The 21,161-nt window shown below is 31.6% G+C and carries 16 protein-coding genes; 6 read left to right on the top strand and 10 right to left on the bottom strand.

The features are described 5' to 3' along the window. Positions 1 to 5: 5 nt before the first annotated feature. The 5 genes from RF683_RS06460 to RF683_RS06440 all read right to left on the bottom strand — a co-directional run bounded on the left by RF683_RS06460 (position 6) and on the right by RF683_RS06440 (position 5,832). On the bottom strand, positions 6 to 1,835 hold the full coding sequence (locus RF683_RS06460; protein WP_309531520.1) for an ABC transporter ATP-binding protein: 1,830 nt from the start codon (positions 1,833 to 1,835) through the stop codon (positions 6 to 8). Then, positions 1,835 to 3,562, bottom strand: coding sequence for a phospho-sugar mutase (locus RF683_RS06455; RefSeq protein WP_309531519.1), 1,728 nt, complete (start codon positions 3,560 to 3,562; stop codon positions 1,835 to 1,837). The genes RF683_RS06460 and RF683_RS06455 overlap by 1 nt, the downstream gene beginning before the upstream one ends. 61 nt (positions 3,563 to 3,623) lie before the next feature. Then, on the bottom strand, positions 3,624 to 4,577 hold the full coding sequence (locus RF683_RS06450) for a glycosyltransferase family 2 protein (RefSeq protein ID WP_309531518.1): 954 nt from the start codon (positions 4,575 to 4,577) through the stop codon (positions 3,624 to 3,626). Then, positions 4,577 to 5,101, bottom strand: coding sequence for a DUF4199 domain-containing protein (locus tag RF683_RS06445; RefSeq protein ID WP_309531517.1), 525 nt, complete (start codon positions 5,099 to 5,101; stop codon positions 4,577 to 4,579). Before RF683_RS06445 ends, RF683_RS06450 begins: the two co-directional genes overlap by 1 nt. Before the next feature lie 47 nt (positions 5,102 to 5,148). Beyond that, positions 5,149 to 5,832: a cell division ATP-binding protein FtsE gene (locus RF683_RS06440; RefSeq protein WP_309531516.1), complete on the bottom strand. Its 684-nt coding sequence runs from the start codon at positions 5,830 to 5,832 to the stop codon at positions 5,149 to 5,151. Positions 5,833 to 5,989: 157 nt separating this feature from the next. Between RF683_RS06440 and RF683_RS06435 the strand changes: the two genes are divergently transcribed. From RF683_RS06435 to RF683_RS06410, 6 genes are all read left to right on the top strand, one after another. After that, entirely contained in the window at positions 5,990 to 9,004 is a 3,015-nt protein-coding gene (locus RF683_RS06435) for a tetratricopeptide repeat protein (RefSeq protein WP_309531515.1), read from the top strand. Positions 9,005 to 9,051: 47 nt separating this feature from the next. Beyond that, entirely contained in the window at positions 9,052 to 10,797 is a 1,746-nt protein-coding gene (locus tag RF683_RS06430) for a TonB-dependent receptor (protein ID WP_309531514.1), read from the top strand. A 4-nt stretch (positions 10,798 to 10,801) separates the two neighbouring features. Continuing rightward, a complete protein-coding gene (locus tag RF683_RS06425; RefSeq protein WP_309531513.1) occupies positions 10,802 to 11,839 on the top strand; it encodes a carboxypeptidase-like regulatory domain-containing protein in 1,038 nt (345 codons plus the stop codon). Next, positions 11,829 to 12,293, top strand: a complete 465-nt coding sequence (locus tag RF683_RS06420; RefSeq protein WP_309531512.1) for a hypothetical protein — start codon at positions 11,829 to 11,831, stop codon at positions 12,291 to 12,293. The genes RF683_RS06425 and RF683_RS06420 overlap by 11 nt, the downstream gene beginning before the upstream one ends. A 164-nt stretch (positions 12,294 to 12,457) precedes the next feature. After that, complete coding sequence (gene gyrB / locus RF683_RS06415) at positions 12,458 to 14,398, top strand: DNA topoisomerase (ATP-hydrolyzing) subunit B (RefSeq protein ID WP_309531511.1); 1,941 nt, start codon at positions 12,458 to 12,460, stop codon at positions 14,396 to 14,398. A 3-nt stretch (positions 14,399 to 14,401) separates the two neighbouring features. Then, positions 14,402 to 15,409, top strand: coding sequence for a DUF6588 family protein (locus RF683_RS06410; protein WP_309531510.1), 1,008 nt, complete (start codon positions 14,402 to 14,404; stop codon positions 15,407 to 15,409). A gap of 14 nt (positions 15,410 to 15,423) precedes the next feature. Here RF683_RS06410 and RF683_RS06405 read toward each other — a convergent pair whose 3' ends face one another. The 5 genes from RF683_RS06405 to uvrA form a co-directional block, all read right to left on the bottom strand. Then, the gene (locus RF683_RS06405; protein WP_309531509.1) at positions 15,424 to 15,879 is read right to left on the bottom strand and encodes a hypothetical protein; all 456 of its coding nucleotides are present in this window, start codon (positions 15,877 to 15,879) and stop codon (positions 15,424 to 15,426) included. Positions 15,880 to 15,885: 6 nt separating this feature from the next. Then, on the bottom strand, positions 15,886 to 16,407 hold the full coding sequence (locus RF683_RS06400) for a hypothetical protein (protein ID WP_309531508.1): 522 nt from the start codon (positions 16,405 to 16,407) through the stop codon (positions 15,886 to 15,888). A gap of 443 nt (positions 16,408 to 16,850) precedes the next feature. Then, complete coding sequence (locus tag RF683_RS06395) at positions 16,851 to 17,396, bottom strand: hypothetical protein (RefSeq protein WP_309531507.1); 546 nt, start codon at positions 17,394 to 17,396, stop codon at positions 16,851 to 16,853. Positions 17,397 to 17,545: 149 nt separating this feature from the next. Further along, entirely contained in the window at positions 17,546 to 18,271 is a 726-nt protein-coding gene (locus RF683_RS06390) for an LOG family protein (RefSeq protein WP_309531506.1), read from the bottom strand. Between the two features lie 31 nt (positions 18,272 to 18,302). After that, a complete protein-coding gene (uvrA, locus tag RF683_RS06385; protein ID WP_309533159.1) occupies positions 18,303 to 21,134 on the bottom strand; it encodes an excinuclease ABC subunit UvrA in 2,832 nt (943 codons plus the stop codon). Positions 21,135 to 21,161 lie beyond the last annotated feature (27 nt).

Here is a 21,161-nt window from a genome sequence, read left to right as displayed (position 1 = left end):
ACAAATTATTCAAAAGATTGTAAGTTGACTAAATTGGCATAGGTTCCATTTTTAGCTAATAATTCAGCATGACTACCTTGCTCTACAATTTCGCCTTTTTGCATAACAACAATTACATCTGCTTTTTGAATAGTAGATAGGCGGTGTGCAATAACAATTGATGTACGGTTTTGCATCATTTTTTCTAAAGCATCTTGAACCAATTTTTCACTTTCTGTATCTAAAGCGGAAGTCGCTTCATCTAAAATCATAATTGGCGGATTTTTTAGTACTGCACGCGCAATGGAAAGCCTTTGTTTTTGTCCTCCCGATAGTTTTCCTCCCGCATCACCAATATGTGTTTCGATGCCTAATGGAAGGTCTTTTACAAATTCATAAGCATTAGCAATCTTAAGTGCTTCTATGATTTCTGCATCGGTTGCAGCAGGGTTTCCAATTAATAAGTTATTTTTTATACTGTCATTAAATAAAATGGAATCCTGAGTAACTAACCCGATTAAATCTCTTAAGGCATGCATATTCCAATTTTCAATAGCGACATGGTCAATGGTTATGCTGCCTTTTTGAACATCATAAAAACGTGTTAGCAAGTTTGCAATTGTACTTTTTCCACTGCCAGATTGCCCTACTAATGCAATTGTTTTTCCTTTAGGAATTTCTATAGAAAAGTTTTTTAGCACATTTTCTTCTTGGTAAGCAAAACTTATGTTTTTTATAGAAATAGAATGATCAAATGATGTTTTTACAAATGCCTCGTTTTTGTTTTCAATATGATTTTCTTGTTCTAATAAGGTAAAGACTCTTTCCGCAGCTGCCAAACCACTTTTCACTTGATATGATGCTTTAGAAATAGATTTTGCAGGTGTTAAAATTGTATAAGCTAAGGCTATATAACCAATAAAGGTAGTTGCTTTAAGCGAATGTTCAACCACAACTAATTGCCCACCATACCAAAGCAATGTGCCAATTGTTACAATTCCTAAGAATTCACTTAATGGCGAGGCTAAATTGTTTTTATTAGCTATACTATTACTTAATTTTAATAATCGCTGTATGGAATCATTGAATTTTTTTATAAAAATAGTTTCAGCATTAAATCCTTTTACCACTTTTAGTCCAGTTAAAGTTTCATCTAGAACCGAAATAAAAATGCCGTTTTCTTGTTGCGCTCTAGTGGATTTAGATTTTAAATTTTTTCCAATTCGAGATATAATAAATCCTGAAACGGGAATAAAAACAAATACAAAAAGGGTAAGTTTAGCACTTATCATGAACATGGTAACAATCGAGAATAAAATTGTTAGCGGCTCTCTTACGACTAATTCAAGTACTTGAAAAAAAGAATTTTGTACTTCACCTATATCACCTAACATTCTTGCCATGACATCACCTTTTCTTGTTTCGGAATAATAAGAAACAGGTAAATGTATAATCTTTTTGTATAGTTTTTCACGGATATCTTTCAATACCCCGTTTCGTAATTGTGTTACGTGATAGGAAGCAAAATAATTGGTAATATTTTTTAAAAAAGCAGTTATTATGACAATTGAAATGACAAATAGAAGTGCATATTTGAAGCCGCTTTCTTCTGTCAATGTAGTTACTTTGTAACTTAAATATTCTTCTAGATAGGTCTTGATTTCTGAAATCCCTTTATATACAGGTTCTTTTGTTATTTTTTCATTGATTCCAAATAACACATTAAGTGTAGGAATCATGGAAACCATTAATAAGGTAGAAAAGAATGCATAAAAAATATTAAAAACAATATTTGCTAAAATGTTGCTTTTATATTTTAAGGCAAACGGAATTAATTTTTTTAAGTTGTTGTCCATTAGTTTAATTTCATTTCACTAATTATACATTGAATTTTGTGACCCAATTCTTCTTCTTTTTCTGTTAATTCTTTTAAAGAGAGTAAGTCTGTTTGTACACTAATGTAAAATTTAATTTTAGGTTCTGTTCCACTTGGTCGTGCACAAATTTTACTTCCATTTTCTAAATAATATATTAATACATTAGATTTTGGAATATCTAATTCAAAGGTTTCATTGTTTATTAAATCTCGAGCTGTTGACTGTTGATAATCTTCAATGCAAATCACACGTTGTCCGTTGATTACTTTTAACGGATTTTCGCGTAAGTCAATCATCATTTGTTTAATTTCATTCGCTCCATCCATTCCTTTTTTAGTAATAGAAATTAAATGTTCTTTGTATAAACCAAAATCCAGATATAAGTTAAGTAGTTCTTCATATAATGATTTTCCATTTGCTTTTGCCTGAGCAGCTATTTCACAGACGAGTAGGGTAGCACCTACAGCATCTTTATCTCTAACCGCATCACCTACCATAAAACCAAAACTTTCTTCACCACCTCCAATAAATTTCTGATTTGGAAAATCTTTAATCATTTTTGCAATCCATTTGAATCCTGTGAGCCCCACTTTACATTCTACCCCATATGCTTCGGCTAATTCTAGCATCATAGGTGTGGACACAATTGTAGAACCAATAAATTCTTTCCCAGTTATTTTTCCTGCTCTTTTCCATTGTTCCAATAAAAAAGCAGTCATCACAACCATGGTTTGATTTCCGTTTAATAAAATATGTTTGCCTGATAAATCTTTTACGGCCACACCTAATCTGTCCGAATCTGGATCTGTCCCGACAACAATATCCGCATCAATTTTTTTAGCTAACTCTAATGCCATTGTTAAGGCTTCAGGTTCTTCAGGGTTTGGTGATTTTACGGTGGGAAAATTTCCATCAGGAATTTCTTGTGCTGCTACAATATTTAAATTTGTATATCCTGCCTTTGTTAATACGGCAGGTATGGACTTAATAGATGTTCCATGCAGAGAAGTATATACTATTTTTAAATTCTCTTTTGCTTCCTTTGGTGTTGAAAAACTAGCATTTTCAATGGTAGAATTTATAAAAGCAGTATCAATTTCAGCATCAATATAAGTGATTAATTCTTTATTAGCTTCAAAATTAATTTCCTCATAGCGTAGTGATTCAATTTCTTTAATAATTTCTCCATCTTGTGGCGGAACAATTTGACCACCATCTTGCCAATAGACTTTATACCCATTATATTCTGGGGGATTGTGTGAGGCTGTTAAAACAATGCCTACTTGGCAATGAAGGTGTTTGACTGCAAATGATAATTCTGGAGTAGGACGTAATTCTGAAAATAAATATACTTTAATACCATTTGCTGAAAACACATCAGCTACTGTTTTTGCAAGTGTATCACTGTTATGACGACAATCGTATGCAATAACTGTTTTCAAAGGTTTATTAGGAAAACATTTTTTTAAATAATTAGCTAAACCTTGGGTGTTTTTTCCTAATGTATATTTATTTATTCTATTCGTTCCTACACCCATAATCCCTCGCATACCACCCGTGCCAAACTCTAAATTTTTATAAAATGAGTCTTCTAATTCTTTTGGAGCAGAAGTAATCATTCGTTCAATTTCTTGCTGTGTTTGGCTGTCAAATGTGGGCGTCATCCACTCGTTTGCTCGGTTTAAAATAGATTGATCAATATGCATATTCTAACTTTTAAAACCTATTTTAGGTCTGTTATTTTGTGTTTTTTAGTGTAATGTTTTTTTAACTCCCAACTCCCAACTCCTCACTTATCTTATAGCGTTCTTCATTGTTTTTAGTGCGTAAAATAATTTCACCTAAAAATCCAGCTAGAAATAATTGTGTCCCAATAATCATAGAAGTTAAGGCAATATAGAATTGTGGTCTTTCAGTAATTAAACGCGCTTTAGTATGAATAAATAATTTGTCAACACCTAAGTATAAAGCAAAACCAAATCCAATTATGAACATTAATGTTCCTAATAATCCGAAAAAATGCATAGGACGTTTGCCAAATTTTGATATAAACCAAATCGTAATCAAATCTAAAAAACCATTTACAAAACGATCCATTCCAAATTTTGAGCTTCCATATTTTCTGGCTTGATGAATCACTATTTTTTCTCCAATAGTTGAAAAACCAGCATTTTTAGCCAATACAGGAATATAACGATGCATTTCACCCGACACTTCGATGTTTTTAATGACCACATTTTTATAGGCTTTTAATCCACAATTGAAGTCATTTAATTTTACACCAGAAATTTTTCTAGCAGCCCAATTAAATAATTTTGAAGGTAAATTTTTTGCTACAACAGAATCATATCTTTTTTTCTTCCAACCTGAAACCAAGTCATAGCCCTGATTCATAATCATATCGTATAAATCTGGAATTTCATCTGGGCTATCTTGTAAATCGGCATCCATAGTAATAACGACATCGCCTTGTGCTTTGGCAAAGCCTGCATGAAGTCCTTGACTTTTTCCATAGTTTCTAAGAAATCGAATGCCTTTAATAGCATTGTTATCCTTTGAAAGCGATTGAATAGTTTCCCAAGAGGCATCAGTGCTACCATCATCTACAAAAAGGATTTCATAAGAAAAGTTATGAGTACTCATAACTTTTTCTATCCATTTACATAATTCTGGTAACGATTCTTGTTCGTTTAATAAAGGTATTACGACTGATATATTCATTATTCGTTAAATGGCGAATTAGTTTTTGATTTGAAAATAGCGGCTAGGATTAAATTCATTATAGATGATATAATCAATGACATTGCTGTGCCTTTTAATAAATTTGAAATTGAAAAATTATCCATTGATGCAATCTCTTTGAGATCACTACTTTTTGCTCCTAACAATTTTGAAGCTTCAACTTGTTTTGTAATCATAAATTCATTTAAATTTTTTCCATATTCAATATCAATATGATTCATTAGAAGATATGTGAAAAGTTGAGAAATAAGAATACCATTTAAAATACAAATAAATAGTGTTGTAAATGCTTCTTTGAAAGTTATAGTATTATTAAGTTCCTTTTTGGTATAAATAAGTTGAAAAATTCTAATAACTAAATAAATAACCCAAAACACAATACCAGTTACGGTTGCAATTAATTCAGTGCCTCCACTTAAATAAATAACTAGTTGAGATAAAATTCCAGCTAATCCTAATAAAATTCCAAATTTAATTCCGTTTTTTTTGATGATTTCGTTCATAGTTTTATTTTTTTAGTTTATTGATTAGTAAGATTTTTTATAAAATGTTACACCGTTTTTTGAACAACTTCATAGACTTTACCGTCTTCAAATTTAAGTGTTTTGTAAGGGTATTTTAATAATAAAGCATAATCGTGTGTGGCCATAATGATGGTTTTTCCATTTTGATTGATACTTTTTAATACTTCCATAACTTCAATACTCGTTTGAGGATCTAAGTTTCCTGTTGGCTCGTCTGCTAAAATAAGTTCTGGATCATTAAGTAAGGCGCGTGCAATACCAACGCGTTGTTGTTCGCCACCCGATAATTGGTGAGGCATTTTTGACGCATAATTCGCCATACCTACTTTTTCTAACACTTCTTCTATTTTTCCGTTTATTGCTTCTTTGTCTGTCCAACCTGTGGCTTTTAAAACAAACAATAAATTATCTTTAACCGTTCTGTCTGGTAATAATTTAAAATCTTGAAAAACGACACCAATTTTTCTTCTTAGAAACGGAATGTCTTTTTCTTGTAACGTGTTTAAATCATAATCTACAATAGTTCCCGTTCCTTCTCGTAAAGGAATGTCTGCATATAAAATTTTCAAGAAACTACTTTTTCCTGAACCTGTTTTTCCAATGAAATAAATAAAATCGCCCTTATGAACATCTAAATTGATGTCGGCTAATACAAGATTTGAATCTTGATATATTGAAACGTCTTTTAAAGATAAAATCGTTTGACTCATAATGAAATTTAATTAATGTGTAAAAATATAAACAATTACTCGCTAAACAAAATAATTCGTATAAATATTTAACTTCTAACTAAACAATATTTCCTGTTTTTTTTGCGTTAAAAATGCTAGTAATTTGATATATTTGGAACTTTAAACCAGCAAGATTATGATGTCTTTTTTTAGATTAAATACATTACTTTTAGTTCTAGTTACTACTTGGACTAGTGCACAGCAAACAGCTGTATATTCAAATGAAAATCAGGATTTTAATAAAGCAGTTTTGTTATATAAAGAAAAACAATTTCAAGCAGCTCAAATTCTTTTTGATCAAGTAAAAACGCATGCAACCAATCAAGAATTAGTCACTGATTGTGATTTTTACATTGCAAATTGCGCCATTAGAACCAATCAAGTGGGAGCGGATGCGTTGATGGAGCGTTTCATTGAAAATCATCCTACAAGTACAAAACAAAATGAAGCTTATCTAGGTGTAGCCCATTATTATTTTGCCGAAGGAAATTATTCTCAATCGTTGAAATGGTATGAGAAAAGTAGCGAAGAATATCTGACAAAGAGTGAGTTAGATAAAATTAACTTCCAAAAAGGATATGCTAATTTTGCAATTAAAAATTCGAAGGAAGCGAAAAAATATTTAAGTAAAGTTTCTAATTCTCCAGAATATGGTAGTCAAGCGAAGTATTATTTAGGCTATATAGCTTATGATGAAAACAATTATGAGCAAGCTAATGATTTTTTTGGACAAGTTACAGACCAAGAAAAATACAAAGAAAAAATGGGCTACTTTCAAGCCGATATGAATTTTAAATTGGGTAATTTTCAAAAAGCTATTGATTTAGCGGAACCTCAATTAAAAAAATCAAATGCAATTGAAAAAAGCGAATTGTCAAAAATAATTGGCGAAAGTTATTTTAACCTTAAAAAATATGATAAAGCATTGCCCTATTTACTTGCTTACAAAGGTAAAAATGGCAAATGGTCAAACACAGATTTTTATCAATTGGGCTACACGTATTACCAACAAAAAGACTATGAAAATGCAATTAGTCAATTTAATAAAATAATTGAAGGCAATGATTTTATTGCCCAAAATGCGTATTACCATTTGGCTGAAAGTTATTTAAAAACAGATAAAAAACAACAAGCTTTAAATGCTTTTAAAACCACATCTGAAATGACTTTTGATGCAAAAATTCAGGAAGATGCACACTTAAATTATGTGAAGTTGAGTTATGAAATTGGTAATCCTTACTTAGCTACACCTGAAGTGATTAAGGCATTTCTAGAAAAGTACCCTACAAATGCAGCAGTAGCCGAACTAAAAGAATTACTCATTAATTCTTATATAACGTCTAAAAATTACACCGAAGCTTTAGTATTGTTAGAAAAAAATAGAAGTCCCGAGAACAAGGGAGCGTATCAAAAAGTTACATTTTATAGAGGTTTAGAGGTATTTATAGATGGAAATTATCAAGAAGCATACAATTTATTTAAAAAGTCGCTTTCTGAAAATAAAGACACAAAAATTACTGCTAGAGCTACTTTTTGGAAAGCGGAGTGTGAATACAGTTTAGATCAATTTTCTGAAGCACTATTAACGTACAAACAATTTTTATCACAATCCGAAGCTTTAGCTACACCAGAATATAAAAACGCAAACTACAATTTGGCTTATGCCTATTTCAAAATTAAAGAATATGAAAATGCAATTCCCTATTTTTTAGCTTTTATTAATCAAAATAAAGAAGATAAAAGTAGATTGACAGACGCTTATTTAAGAATGGCAGATTGTAATTTTATTTCCTCAAAATATTGGCCAGCAATGGACGCTTACAATAAAGCTATTGAATTGAAATGTGTAGATGCCGATTATGCTGCGTTTCAAAAAGGAATGAGCTATGGATTTGTAAATAAAAATGATAGAAAAATTGAAGACTTAAGCAAGTTTGTTCAAACCTATAAGTCATCCCAATATTTAGACGATGCGCTGTATGAATTGGGCGCAACTTACGAAGCGGAAGAGCAAAATGATAAAGCCATAGCCACGTTTGACGCATTAGTTGCTAATCATAAAAACAGTTCATACTTGCCAAAAGCTTTATTGAAACAAGGTTTAATTTATTACAATACCGACAAAGATGAGGCCGCTATTGTAAAATTAAAAAAATTAGTAGCCGATTTCCCAAATTCACCTGAATCTATTGAAGCAGTAGCAACGGCAAGAAGTATTTATGTGAGTAATGGTAAAGTGGATGAATATGCTATTTGGGTTAAAACATTAACTTTTGTAAATGTTTCTGATGCCGAATTAGATGATGACATGTATGAAGCGGCAGAAAAAAAATATGTGGCTAATAATCCCAAACAGGCTATAGCTGGATTTACAAGTTATTTAAGTCAATTTCCAAATGGTAAACATGCTTTAAAAGTTCATTTTTATTTGGCACAGTTGTATTTTGCAGATAAATTAGAGTCAAATGCCATACCGCATTATGAATATGTGGCGAACCAATCTAGAAATTTATATACAGAACAAGCTTTAGTTCGTTTGTCTGAAATTTATTTAAAAGCAAAAAATACAGAAGCAGCGATTTTGGTTTTAACTAATCTTGAAATCCAAGCGGAATATCCTCAAAACAAGACTTTTGCACAAGCAAATTTGATGAAATGTTATTATGCGAAACAAGATTATGTAAATTCAGAAATTTATGCTGATAAAGTATTGAAAAACCCAAAAACAGAAGATATTATTAAAAGTGATGCGCAAATAATTATTGCCCGTTCTGCTATAAAAACAAATAATGAAGCAGGAGCAAAAGAAGCCTATGCTAAACTTCAAAAAATAGCTAAAGGCGAATTAGCGGCGGAAGCTTTGTATTATGAAGCTTATTTTAAAAACAAAGAAGCAAAATACGATGCATCTAATAAAACCATAGAGAAATACGCGGCCATGTATTCAGGGTATAAATATTTTGCTGCAAAAGCATTACTTGTAATGGCTAAAAATTATTATGCCTTACAAGATAGTTTTCAAGCTACGGAGATACTAAAAAGCGTAATTGATAATTATACTGAGTTTCAAGATGTAGTTACAGAAGCTCAAACAGAATTAGATAAAATTAAAGAAGAAGAAGCAAAAAGAAATTCGTCAATAACAGAATAATAAATCCGTTTTTTGTTCTATTTTTTTAAAGACTAAAATCAAACAAGATGAAAAAAATAATTTTAAATATATTGCTATTAACTGTCTTTCAACAAGGATTTTCTCAAAAGAAAGATGAAAATATTGGTGACGAGGTAGTAAATATTGTGAAGCCTTATACACCTACCATTTCTGATGCATTCAAGGTAAAGGAAACTCCTTCTTTGGATAAAGAAATAGCAGAGCCAAAGTTGCCAATTTTGTATCAGATTTTCTCTTTCCCAGTTGCTTCTACTTTTGTACCTTCAAAAGGAAAGGCAGCAGCCGTAGATCAAACACAATTCGAAAAGGGATTCACTAATTATGCGTTGTTAGGCGGGGGAAATTACGGCACGCTTAATGCAGAGGTTTTTGTTACACAGCAATTAAATCGTACAAATTATGTAGGCGGTTTAGTTAGACATTTATCTTCTCAGGGTAATATAAAAAACACACCGCTAGATTCTAATTTTGGCACAACGTCTTTCGATGGAACTTATGGAAATAGAACACGTAACGGGCAATGGAATATAGACTTAGGTGTTAAAAATCAAATTATAAATTGGTACGGATTGCCGTTGCAAACAGCAATTTTTACAGACGAAATGATAGCAGCAATTCAGCCAAAACAGAGTTATACTAGTTTGACTTTAGGGGTTAGAATGGAGGCTAAAGATGGTTTATTGTCGTCAGGACAATTTCAATTTAAACGTTTTTCAGATAAATTTGGCTCAGGAGAAAATAGATTTTATGTAAAACCTCAAATTGATGTAGCTCTTTTTGATCAAAAAATAAAAGCGGATTTTATCATAGATTATGTTGGAGGTAGTTTCGAAAAAAATGCATTGACTCCTCAAGCTATAAAGTACAATACATTGATTTTTGGGACAAAGCCTAGTTTTATGTACAAACAAGAAGATTTGTCAATTCAAATTGGTGCAGGTGTTTTTTATGTTAGCCAAACTAATGATTTGCAGAAAGAAGGAAAACTTTTTGTATATCCAAATATAAAAGCGTCGTATCGTTTAGTAGGTGATTTAATGATTGCTTATGCAGGAGCAGAGGGAAATTTACATCAAAATTCATATGCTGATTTCGTGTCATTAAATCCATTTGTGTCACCAACCTTGTTTATCGCTCCAACAGATCAATCTTATGATTTATATGTGGGAATGAAAGGAAAACTTGCTAATTCGGTTTCATTTAATGTTCGTGGGGCCATAATTAATGAAAAAAATAAACCACTTTTTACGTCTAATACGTTTAATTTTTATAGTAATCCAAGCCCATATGCTTATTCAAATTCGTTTCAAGTTAGTTATGATGATATCAAAACTTTATCGCTATTCGGAGAGTTAAAGGCCGATTTTTCTAAAACAACTTCATTTGCCATTCAAGGCACGTTTTTTAATTATACTACTTCAAAAGCTGCTTATGCTTGGAATTTACCTACTTTAAAACTAGGTACTTCATTTGAGACAGAATTTACCGATAAATGGTATGCTGGCTTGCAGTTATTTTTTGTAGGAGAACGTAAAGATATGATTTCAACACAATCGTTACTTACCATTTTTCCACCGCAATTTTCTCAAGAAGTACAAACATTGGATAGTTATTTTGATCTAAATGCACACGTAGGCTATAAATACAACAAGCGATTAACTGCCTTTTTAAAAGGAAATAATTTAGCCAATCAAGCGTATCAAAGTTGGGCAAACTTTCCGGTACAAGGTATTCAAGTAGTTTTAGGAGCTAGTTATAAGTTTGACTTTTAAAACTATGCGATTTCTTACTTTAGTATTTTCCTTTTTTTTTACAATTCTTTCAATAGCTCAAAATATTGAAGGAAAAGTGAGTAACCAATATGGAAAACCCCTAAATGGTGTTTCCGTTTATCTTGATGGGACTTCTATTGGAACAAGTACAAATGAGGAAGGATATTTTAAAATTACTGCCACAACAAAATTTAATACCTCTTTAATTGTCAGATTTATGGGATATGAAGATGTTTTAATTTCAAATCCTTATCAAGCTAAATTTTTTGATATTACGATGGCTGTTAAAGAAAATGAAATTGAAGCAGTAACAATTGTAGATGATGGTTTTTCAAGAAAAAGTAAATTAGAAATTTTTAGAAAACAGTTTTTAGGGACTACCAAAGCAGGTAAGCAATGTAAAATTCTGAATGAAGATGCATTGGTGCTAGAATATGATAAAAAACAAAATATGTTTATTGCAAAGAGTTATGAGCCTATACAAATTGAAAATGCGTATTTAGGCTACAAAATAGAATTTGATATCTATGATTTTTATATAAAATTTGGTAGAAAAAGTATTTCTGAACACGATGTAGTGCAAAGTATGTTTTTAGGGACTTCTAAATATTATGACACTTCGACAAAAGAAATACAAAGAAAAAATAGAAACAAAGTTTATTTTGGTTCTCAAATGCATTTATTTAAAACGATAATTACACAGAATTGGGATGCCAAATCTTTTGTATTATATCAAGGTAGTTTTCCTGTTATTGGAAAAGATTATTTTGAAATTACTCAAGAAAATGATTTTTATAAAGTGAAGGTGACTGGAAATTATATGAAAACAAACGAATTAACTACAAATCGTTTTTTTGCTGCCTACAATTTACTTTATAATAAAACAAATCAATCTAAAATTGTATTTAATACAGATGAATTTTTTGTAGATACATTTGGGAATAATACGCATAGAGATCAAATTATTTTTGGAGGAGATTTAGGCACTCAAAAAATTGGAAATATGTTGCCACTTAACTTTGAACCCACCGATGCAGAATAACGCACATGAATTTAAAATAAATGTAATTGATGCATTTAAATTAGTACTTCAAGATAAAATTGATGTATATGAAAGTTTATTAGATTCTTTAACTACAGATGCACAAAATGATGCTAAAAGTTCGGCAGGAGATAAGCACGAAACTACTTTGTCAAAACTACATATTGAACAAGAAAAAATTGCTATAAAACTTAAAGAAGCTTATGTTCAATTGCAACAAATTAACAAAATTGATGCCTCAAAAAAAGCAAATCAAGTGGTAAATGGAAGTTTAGTGGTTACAAACCATGTGACCGTTTTAATTTGTACAGCTTTGCCTAAAATTACAGTCAATAATCAATCCGTGTTCGCCATATCACCTCAATCTCCCTTAGGAGTTCAGTTGATGGGAAAGACCACTCGTGCTATTTTTCAAGTCAACCAAGTTTCTTACACCATAGAAACAATTATTTAAGAACATTTAAAAGCTCCCAAAACACATGATGCTTTATCTTGTTTATAATCTATACTAATTTTGTTGAAAACTTATCCTTATTACCTGTTGATTTATTTAGAAAATAGGTCTGTTTTGCTTATATTTGCTCGTTAGACAAAAAAATACATTTTAGAATTATTATTATGAGCGAAGAAGTAAAGAATAACAATTATTCAGCAGACAGTATTCAGGCGTTAGAAGGAATGGAGCATGTACGTATGCGACCATCAATGTACATTGGAGATACTGGAGTAAGAGGTTTACATCATTTAGTTTATGAAGTAGTTGATAACTCAATTGATGAGGCTTTAGCTGGGCATTGTGATACTATTTATGTTATAATAAATGAAGATAATTCCATTTCCGTAGAAGATAATGGACGTGGTATTCCTGTTGACCTTCACAAGAAAGAAGGTGTTTCAGCCTTAGAAGTTGTAATGACTAAAATTGGGGCAGGAGGTAAATTTGATAAAGATTCGTATAAAGTATCTGGAGGATTACATGGTGTAGGTGTTTCTTGTGTAAATGCGCTTTCAGATCACTTAAGAGCAGTAGTTCATAGAGATGGAAAAATTTATGAACAAGAATACGAAAAAGGGAAAGCTTTATACCCTGTAAAACAAGTAGGAACTACTGATAAAAGAGGTACTATCGTTACTTTTAAACCAGACGGGACGATTTTTACACAAACTTTAGAATATTCTTATGATACGTTAGCGGCTCGTTTACGTGAATTATCATTCTTAAATAAAGGAATTACAATTACTTTAACCGATAAGCGTGATATTGATGATAAAGGAGAAGTAAGAACAGAAACGTTCCATTCAAAAGAAGGTTTAAAGGAATTTGTTAAGTTTTTAGACGGAAACCGTGTGCCAATCATTGGGCATGTTATTTCAATGGAAAATGACAAAGGTGAAATCCCTGTTGAAGTAGCTTTAATTTATAATGAAAGTTATACCGAAAACATTTTTTCTTACGTAAATAACATTAATACCCATGAAGGAGGTACGCATTTGCAAGGTTTCCGTATGGGATTAACACGTACGTTGAAAAAATATGCAGACGCTTCAGGTTTATTAGAAAAATTAAAATTTGAAATATCTGGAGATGATTTCCGTGAAGGATTAACAGCTATTATTTCCGTAAAAGTTGCAGAGCCTCAATTTGAAGGGCAAACCAAAACGAAATTAGGAAATAGAGAAGTTGTTTCTCCAGTTTCACAGGCTGTTGCTGAAATGCTAGAAAATTATTTGGAAGAAAATCCAAATGATGCCAAAATTATCGTTCAAAAAGTAATCTTAGCAGCTCAAGCACGTCATGCGGCTAAAAAAGCCCGTGAAATGGTTCAACGTAAAACCGTTATGGGCGGCGGAGGATTGCCAGGTAAATTATCCGATTGTTCAGAACAAGATCCTGCAAAATGTGAAATTTTCCTAGTAGAGGGAGATTCGGCGGGTGGAACAGCTAAACAAGGACGTGACCGTTTTTTCCAAGCGATTTTACCTTTACGTGGAAAAATCTTAAACGTGGAAAAAGCGATGCAACACAAAGTATTTGAGAATGAAGAAATTCGAAATATATTTACAGCTTTAGGCGTTACTGTAGGAACTGAAGAAGATAGTAAAGCGTTAAATCTTTCCAAACTAAGATACCACAAAGTAGTAATAATGTGTGATGCCGATGTCGACGGGTCGCATATTTCTACGCTTATTTTAACGTTCTTCTTTAGATACATGAAAGAATTGATTGAAGGCGGGCATGTTTATATTGCAGCACCACCATTATATCAAGTGAAAAAAGGAAATAAAAAAGCTTATGCTTGGAATGATGATCAGCGAGATAGATTGTCTATGGATATGGGAGGAGGAACAAACGTTCAACGTTATAAAGGTCTTGGAGAAATGAACGCGGAACAATTGTGGGAAACAACCATGAATCCTGATTTTAGAACGTTAAGACAAGTAACAATTGATAGCTTATCTGAAGCAGATAGAGTGTTCTCCATGTTAATGGGTGACGAAGTTCCACCTCGTAGAGAATTTATTGAGAAAAATGCTGCGTATGCAAAAATCGATGCTTAATATATGTTTAATAAAAGTATCTTTTTAACCTTTTTATTGGGTTTTTCACTAACAAGTCAAGCACAAAGTGCTACACAAATAGTACAAATGGGGTATCTTTTAGAAGATGCCCTTTTGTATTCCAAAAGTTATATTGTACCCGCTACAGATGCGGCTGTATATCAAGCTACTGCTGCATGGGTTCATTCTGCAAAGAAAAGAAAGCTATGGGAAGTAAATGCTGGACTCCATTTTAATGTTTTTAAAGTTCCAGGAAAAGATAGAGAGTTTACGATTCAAAATTCTGATTTTAAATTTTTCCATATTGAAAACGGTGCTACTTCGGCAATTGTTCCTACCGCTTTAGGAAACGATAATCAAATTTTTTTAGTAGGCGATTTAGACGGCCAACAAGTAAGATTAAAAACGCCAGAAGGAATTAATCAAGAATTCATTACTTATCCTTATTTAGATGCGTCTATTGGATTGCCTTTTGGCACAGAATTATTAACGCGCTTTTCATCTAAAACAAAATTAAAACATGGCGATTATCAGGTATATGGTTTTGGTTTAAAACATAATTTAAGTCAATATTTTCCTAAGCTAGAAAAGAAGAATATCTTTTTAGCCGTTTCTTCCTTTTATTCTAAAGAGGAAATTAGTTTTGGCTTTTTAGATATTAATTCTTCTTTTGGTAATTTAGGAATGAACCAGTTAACCAATTTAGTAGATACGTTTCATTTTCAATTTTCAGCTTCTAAACAATTTAAAAAAGTAGAAGTTATTGGTAGTTTTATATGCAATTCAAGTACGTTTGATTATAAAGTTTCTGGTGAAAAAGGGGCCATTGAAGACACAATCCCAATTCAAGACATCGTGAATAGATTATTAGATACGATTGAAAAAAGAAAAAACAACTATGTTGGCGAACTAGCCGCAAATTATAAACTGGGCAAATTTTCCATTTTAACCTCACTTGCTTTTGGTAAGTTTATTAATGGAAATATGGGTGTGCAGTATAAGATTAATTAGGTTGTATTCGTTCATTAATTTAAGGCCTCTATTTTTATATTAGCAATTTTTAATAACATTTGAACCGTTTTAATAAATTCTTTCGAACCTTTTTTATTTAATCCCCACACTTTGTATTTTATAGAATTATAAAGTAGTGTACCTACCTCAATTGAGGTCTCCGCTCCGTCTAATCCCGATTCAAAAGTATTTATTAAATCATCATTTTTTATTTTTTTAAATTGGGTAAGTATTTTATTAAACTCATCAGAATTTATGGTTAATTTTTCCTCAACTTGATTTGTAAATTTATAATGCTTTACTATGACATTGTAATAATTTTTTTGTTGGTTTGATTCACCAATAAATATTTCTACATCTGAAAATAATACATTTGAAATGTCGTATTTAAAATGGATATAATTAATTTTATTTTCTTGTGCACTTATTGAAGAAAAGAAAAGAATAAAAAAAGAAATTAGAAGCCTCATATTAGTTTACTTGTTATTTATATTTATTTCATCGCTTCCACGAAGAATAATTTCTTTTGATTTTTTTATATTATCTTCTGTTTTTGTGATAATAGTTATAAAACTTATTTTCAATTTTTCTTTTTCGTAATTTTCAACTACTAATTTCAATATGTAGTTTTCATCAACTACATATTTGTCATAATCAGCAGTTATAATTTCGTTGTCTATTTTAAAAATTACATCATCCATTCTCGTTTTTACATACTTACTTTTCAATTTGTTCAATGAAATAAGTTTAGGATTATATTTGTTTTTAGTAATAACTTTTATTTTACCGTAATATTTTATATTTTCAATTTCAAAATCATTTTTTTCAACATTTACACTTTCAATGTCATTTGGATTTATTGTTTTAAGAATAGTTTCGTTTACAAGTAATTCGTTTATGAAAATGGCTGCTTTTTTATTGCTTTTAATTTCATTTACATATACGATTTTTATAATTGTATCATTTTCTGTATTAATTGCGTTTTCTGCTATTTTCAATCCATTTAATTTTTCGGATTTCAATTGTCCAAAACTATAAATTGATATAAGTAATGTTAAAATTAAATATGTCTTTTTCATATGTAGATAATATTTGTTTTTTATTGGTCATATGGTTGCGCTTTATCTTCATTTATGTTTGTTTGCAACAAACTAATTGTTAATGGCGATTTCATATATGTAAAATTTATTTTTTAGTGTTCATATATAGCATCACCTTTTTTTATTAGTTTTTGCTTACGCAAAATTATTGTGCTTGTTGCTTAACTCAAATATACAAAAAAAATGCATAGTTGAAGAATATTTTGTAAATTAATTCATGCAAGAAAAAAATACACCACAGTTTTTTTTAAGTACTTTGTTTTGAGAAAACGATAGTTGTGCAACAGTTATGGTTGTTAGCGGTAGTAATACTTCCCAGTGTCAATATGTTATTCGTACCGTTATTCACTTTTTTCTCCTTCGTTGTCTAAGTCAAGTTGTCCAATATTGTCTTTGATAATTGCTTCTTTGTCAAATGTCACAGGAATGTTATGCGGTTTTCCCAATAGATTTGTCCCTTTGTGAAATTTGTTATTACCAATTGTTACTTCGTTTTCATACCAGCAGTCAAAGAAGTTTACAAAGTCTTTGAACTCGTTGTTAGTTAAGATTACTGGATTTCCTGTCTTGTTGTGTCCGCCTGCTTGAAAGTCCAAGTAGTTGTCAAAAGTGCAATTGTCTATTGTCAGTCCGCCTAAAAAGTAAGTGAATACAAATTGGCATTTTTTGAAGTGGCAGTTTTTCAGTCTTACTGGTTTGTCAAACTGCGTAACACTACCAGAAAAATATTCTATAATACAATTTTCAAATACCACTTCTTTGTCCCAAGTATCAGACGTTTCAATTTTTAGTTCTCCGTCAATGTAAAAGTCAGTCAATGGTTGTCCGTCTTTTAGTAAGTCAGTCGCCCTTTCGGTTGTTATATTATGTTTCGGTTGTGTCGTCATATTATTACCGCTAACTCGTTTATATACGCATGTTCCGTGTACAAATGGTTACAAACGCTTGTATTAATTTCAAATATAAGAAAATATTTAAAACAAAAAACCTGCCCCAAATAAATGAAACAGGTTGTTATAAGATTATTCTAAACGGTTTAGAAATTAGGCGATAAGTTATATTTTTTGTAAAACGTATCTAAGGCTTCTACTACCTCGTCTTCGGTATCCACAATTTTAAATAAATGCATGTCTTCTGGGCTTGCATTGTGAAATTTATCAATAATTACTTTTTGAACCCATTCCATAAGACCTGACCAAAACTCGCGACCTACTAATATAATAGGGAATTTGGCAATTTTTTTAGTTTGAATTAAGGTAATGGCTTCAAATAGTTCGTCTAACGTTCCAAAACCACCAGGCATCACAACAAAACCTTGTGAATATTTTACAAACATTACTTTTCTTACAAAGAAATAATCAAAATTTAGGTTTTTATCTCTGTCTATGTAAGGATTAAAGTGTTGCTCAAAAGGCAATTCAATGTTAAGTCCCACTGATGTTCCACCACCAAAATGAGCACCTTTATTACCAGCCTCCATAATACCAGGGCCACCACCAGTAATTACACCATAGCCAGCTTTACTGATTTTGTATGCAATTTTTTCGGCTAACAAATAATAGTTGTCTTCAGGTTTTGTTCTAGCAGATCCAAATATAGATACGCAAGGACCTATTTTACCCATTGACTCATAACCATTCACAAATTCGGACATGATTTTAAAAATTGCCCATGAATCATTTGATCGAATTTCGTTCCAAGTTTTTTGTTTAAATTTTTCTTGAATTCTGTGATCTTCGTTTTCGTATTGCTCTAATGCCATATTTTGTTGTATTAAATTTTTAAACAGCCTACTAAGATAATTCTTTTTTCAAAAATTTTGCTGTATGACTTTCTTTATTTTTTACAATGCTTTCAGGGGTACCACAACAAACAACTTTGCCACCTCCTTTACCACCTTCAGGGCCTATATCAATGATGTAATCGGCCAGTTTGATTACGTCTAAATTGTGTTCAATGATTACTACGGTATTTCCTTTATCTACTAATTTTTGGATAACATCCATCAGTATTCGTATGTCTTCAAAGTGTAAGCCGGTTGTTGGTTCGTCTAAAATATAAAAGGTATTTCCCGTATCTTTTTTAGACAATTCGGTAGCTAATTTAATGCGCTGCGCTTCTCCACCAGAAAGCGTGGTACTTTGTTGTCCCAACGTAATGTAACCTAAACCAACATCTTGAATGGTTTTTATTTTTCGATATATTTTGGGAATGTTTTCAAAAAAATCAACGGCTTCGTCCACAGTCATGTTTAGAATGTCTGAAATGGATTTGCCTTTGTATCTAATTTCTAATGTTTCTCTGTTAAAACGCTTTCCTTGACAGGTTTCACATTCTACATACACATCGGGTAAAAAGCTCATTTCTATAGTTCTCACACCACTTCCTTCACAGGTTTCGCAGCGGCCTCCAGTTACATTAAAACTAAATCTTCCAGGTTTATATCCTCTAATCTGTGCTTCGGGTGTTTGTGTAAATAAGCTTCTAATTTCTGAAAACACATCGGTATAAGTTGCTGGATTACTTCTTGGCGTTCTTCCAATAGGGCTTTGGTCAATATCAATGACTTTATCAATATGTGCTAATCCTTCAATTTTTTTATAAGGTTGTGGCTTTTTGACTGCATTGTAAAAATGCGTGTTTAAAATAGGATAGAGGGTTTCATTTATTAAAGTAGATTTTCCACTTCCAGAAACACCTGTAACGCAAATCATGGTACTTAATGGAAATTCTACCGAAACATTTTTTAAATTATTTCCTGTTGCTCCTGTTAGTTTAATGCATTTTCCATTGCCACTACGGCGAATTTTGGGTACTTCAATTTTCATTGTCCCATTCAGGTATTGTGCCGTAATGGTATTTTCTTTTAAAAGTTCTTTTGGTGTTCCTTGGCTAATGATTTGTCCACCAAATTTACCTGCTTTTGGACCAATATCAATGACATAATCGGCACGTTCTATCATGTCTTTGTCGTGTTCAACAACTAACACCGAGTTGCCAATATCTCGTAAACTTTCTAATGATTTGATTAATCGTTCATTGTCTCTTTGGTGTAACCCAATGCTTGGTTCATCTAAAATGTATAATACACCCACTAATTGTGAGCCAATTTGTGTAGCCAATCGAATCCGTTGTGCTTCACCTCCAGATAACGTTTTGGAACTTCTATTTAAATTTAGGTAATCTAAGCCAACATCTAATAAAAATTGTATTCTAGCATTGATTTCTTTGAGTATCTCGGTGGCAATTACACGTTGTTTTTCCGAAAGATGAGAAGGCAATGCTGTAAACCAAGAAGCTAATTCCACAATGTCTAATTGTACTAAATCACCAATACTTTTTTCGTTGATTTTGAAATATAAAGCTTCTTTTTTTAATCGAGTTCCCTGACAAGCTCCACATTCATTTTCGTCCATGAATTCTTTTGCCCATCTTTTAATGCTTTGTGAATCAGACTGTTCAAATTGATTCTTGATAAAATTTGAAATTCCTTCAAAATCAATTTTATATTCTTTTGTAATTCCCATTACTTTAGATACAACCGAAAATTTATCATTTCCTCCATACAATATCATTTCCATTGCCTCTGCAGGAATTTGACTGATGCTGTCAGTTAATTTGAAACCAAATTTTTCGCCAATGATTTCTAACTGTTTAAAAATCCATGAGCTTTTATATTCACCTAACGGAGCAAAACCACCATTTTTAATCGATAAGGAAGGATTAGGAATTATTTTTTGTAAATTGATTTCGTTAACGACACCTAATCCGTTACAATCAGGACAAGCTCCTTTTGGAGAGTTAAACGAAAAGTTATTAGGCTCTGGATTTGGATAAGAAATACCACTCGTAGGACACATTAAACTTCGACTGTAATAGCGCACTTCGTCTTGATCTTGGGTAACAATCATCATACTATCATCGCCATGATGCATCGCTATTTTGATACTTTCTGTAATGCGTTTATCCGTTTCCTCGTCATTTTTTATGGCAATTCTGTCAATCACAATCTCGATGTCATGTGTTTTGTATCGATCCACTTTCATGCCATATTCAATATCTTTTATGACGCCATCAATTCTAACTTTTACAAACCCTTGTTTTGCTATTTGTTCAAATAACTCTCTATAATGCCCTTTTCTAGAACGTACCACAGGAGCTAAAACATTTATTCGTTGGTCATTAAACTCCTCAAAAATTAAGGTTTTAATTTGCTCATCCGAATAGGATATCATTTTTTCTCCCGTATTATAGCTATACGCATCGGCTGCTCTTGCATATAATAAACGAAGAAAATCATATATTTCTGTAATGGTTCCAACAGTAGAACGAGGGCTTTTATTGGTTGTTTTTTGCTCAATAGCAATCACAGGAGATAAGCCGTCAATTTTATCCACGTCAGGACGTTCTAATCCGCCTAAAAATTGACGTGCATAAGCAGAAAAAGTTTCTATGTACCTGCGTTGTCCTTCCGCATAAATGGTATCAAAAGCCAATGAAGATTTTCCAGAACCAGAAAGGCCAGTTATAACTACTAATTGTTCTCTTGGAATAGAAACATCAATGTTTTTTAGATTATGTGCTCGTGCACCAATGATTTCAATTTTGTCTTCTGATTTTTGCATGGTTTGTTTTCCCGTGGATTTTTGCAA

Source organism: Flavobacterium sp. 20NA77.7 (assembly GCF_031326205.1).
Classification (GTDB): Bacteria; Bacteroidota; Bacteroidia; order Flavobacteriales; family Flavobacteriaceae; genus Flavobacterium; species Flavobacterium nakdongensis.
Note: the sequence above shows the minus strand (reverse complement) of the source record. Positions and strands in the feature narration are given on the sequence as shown.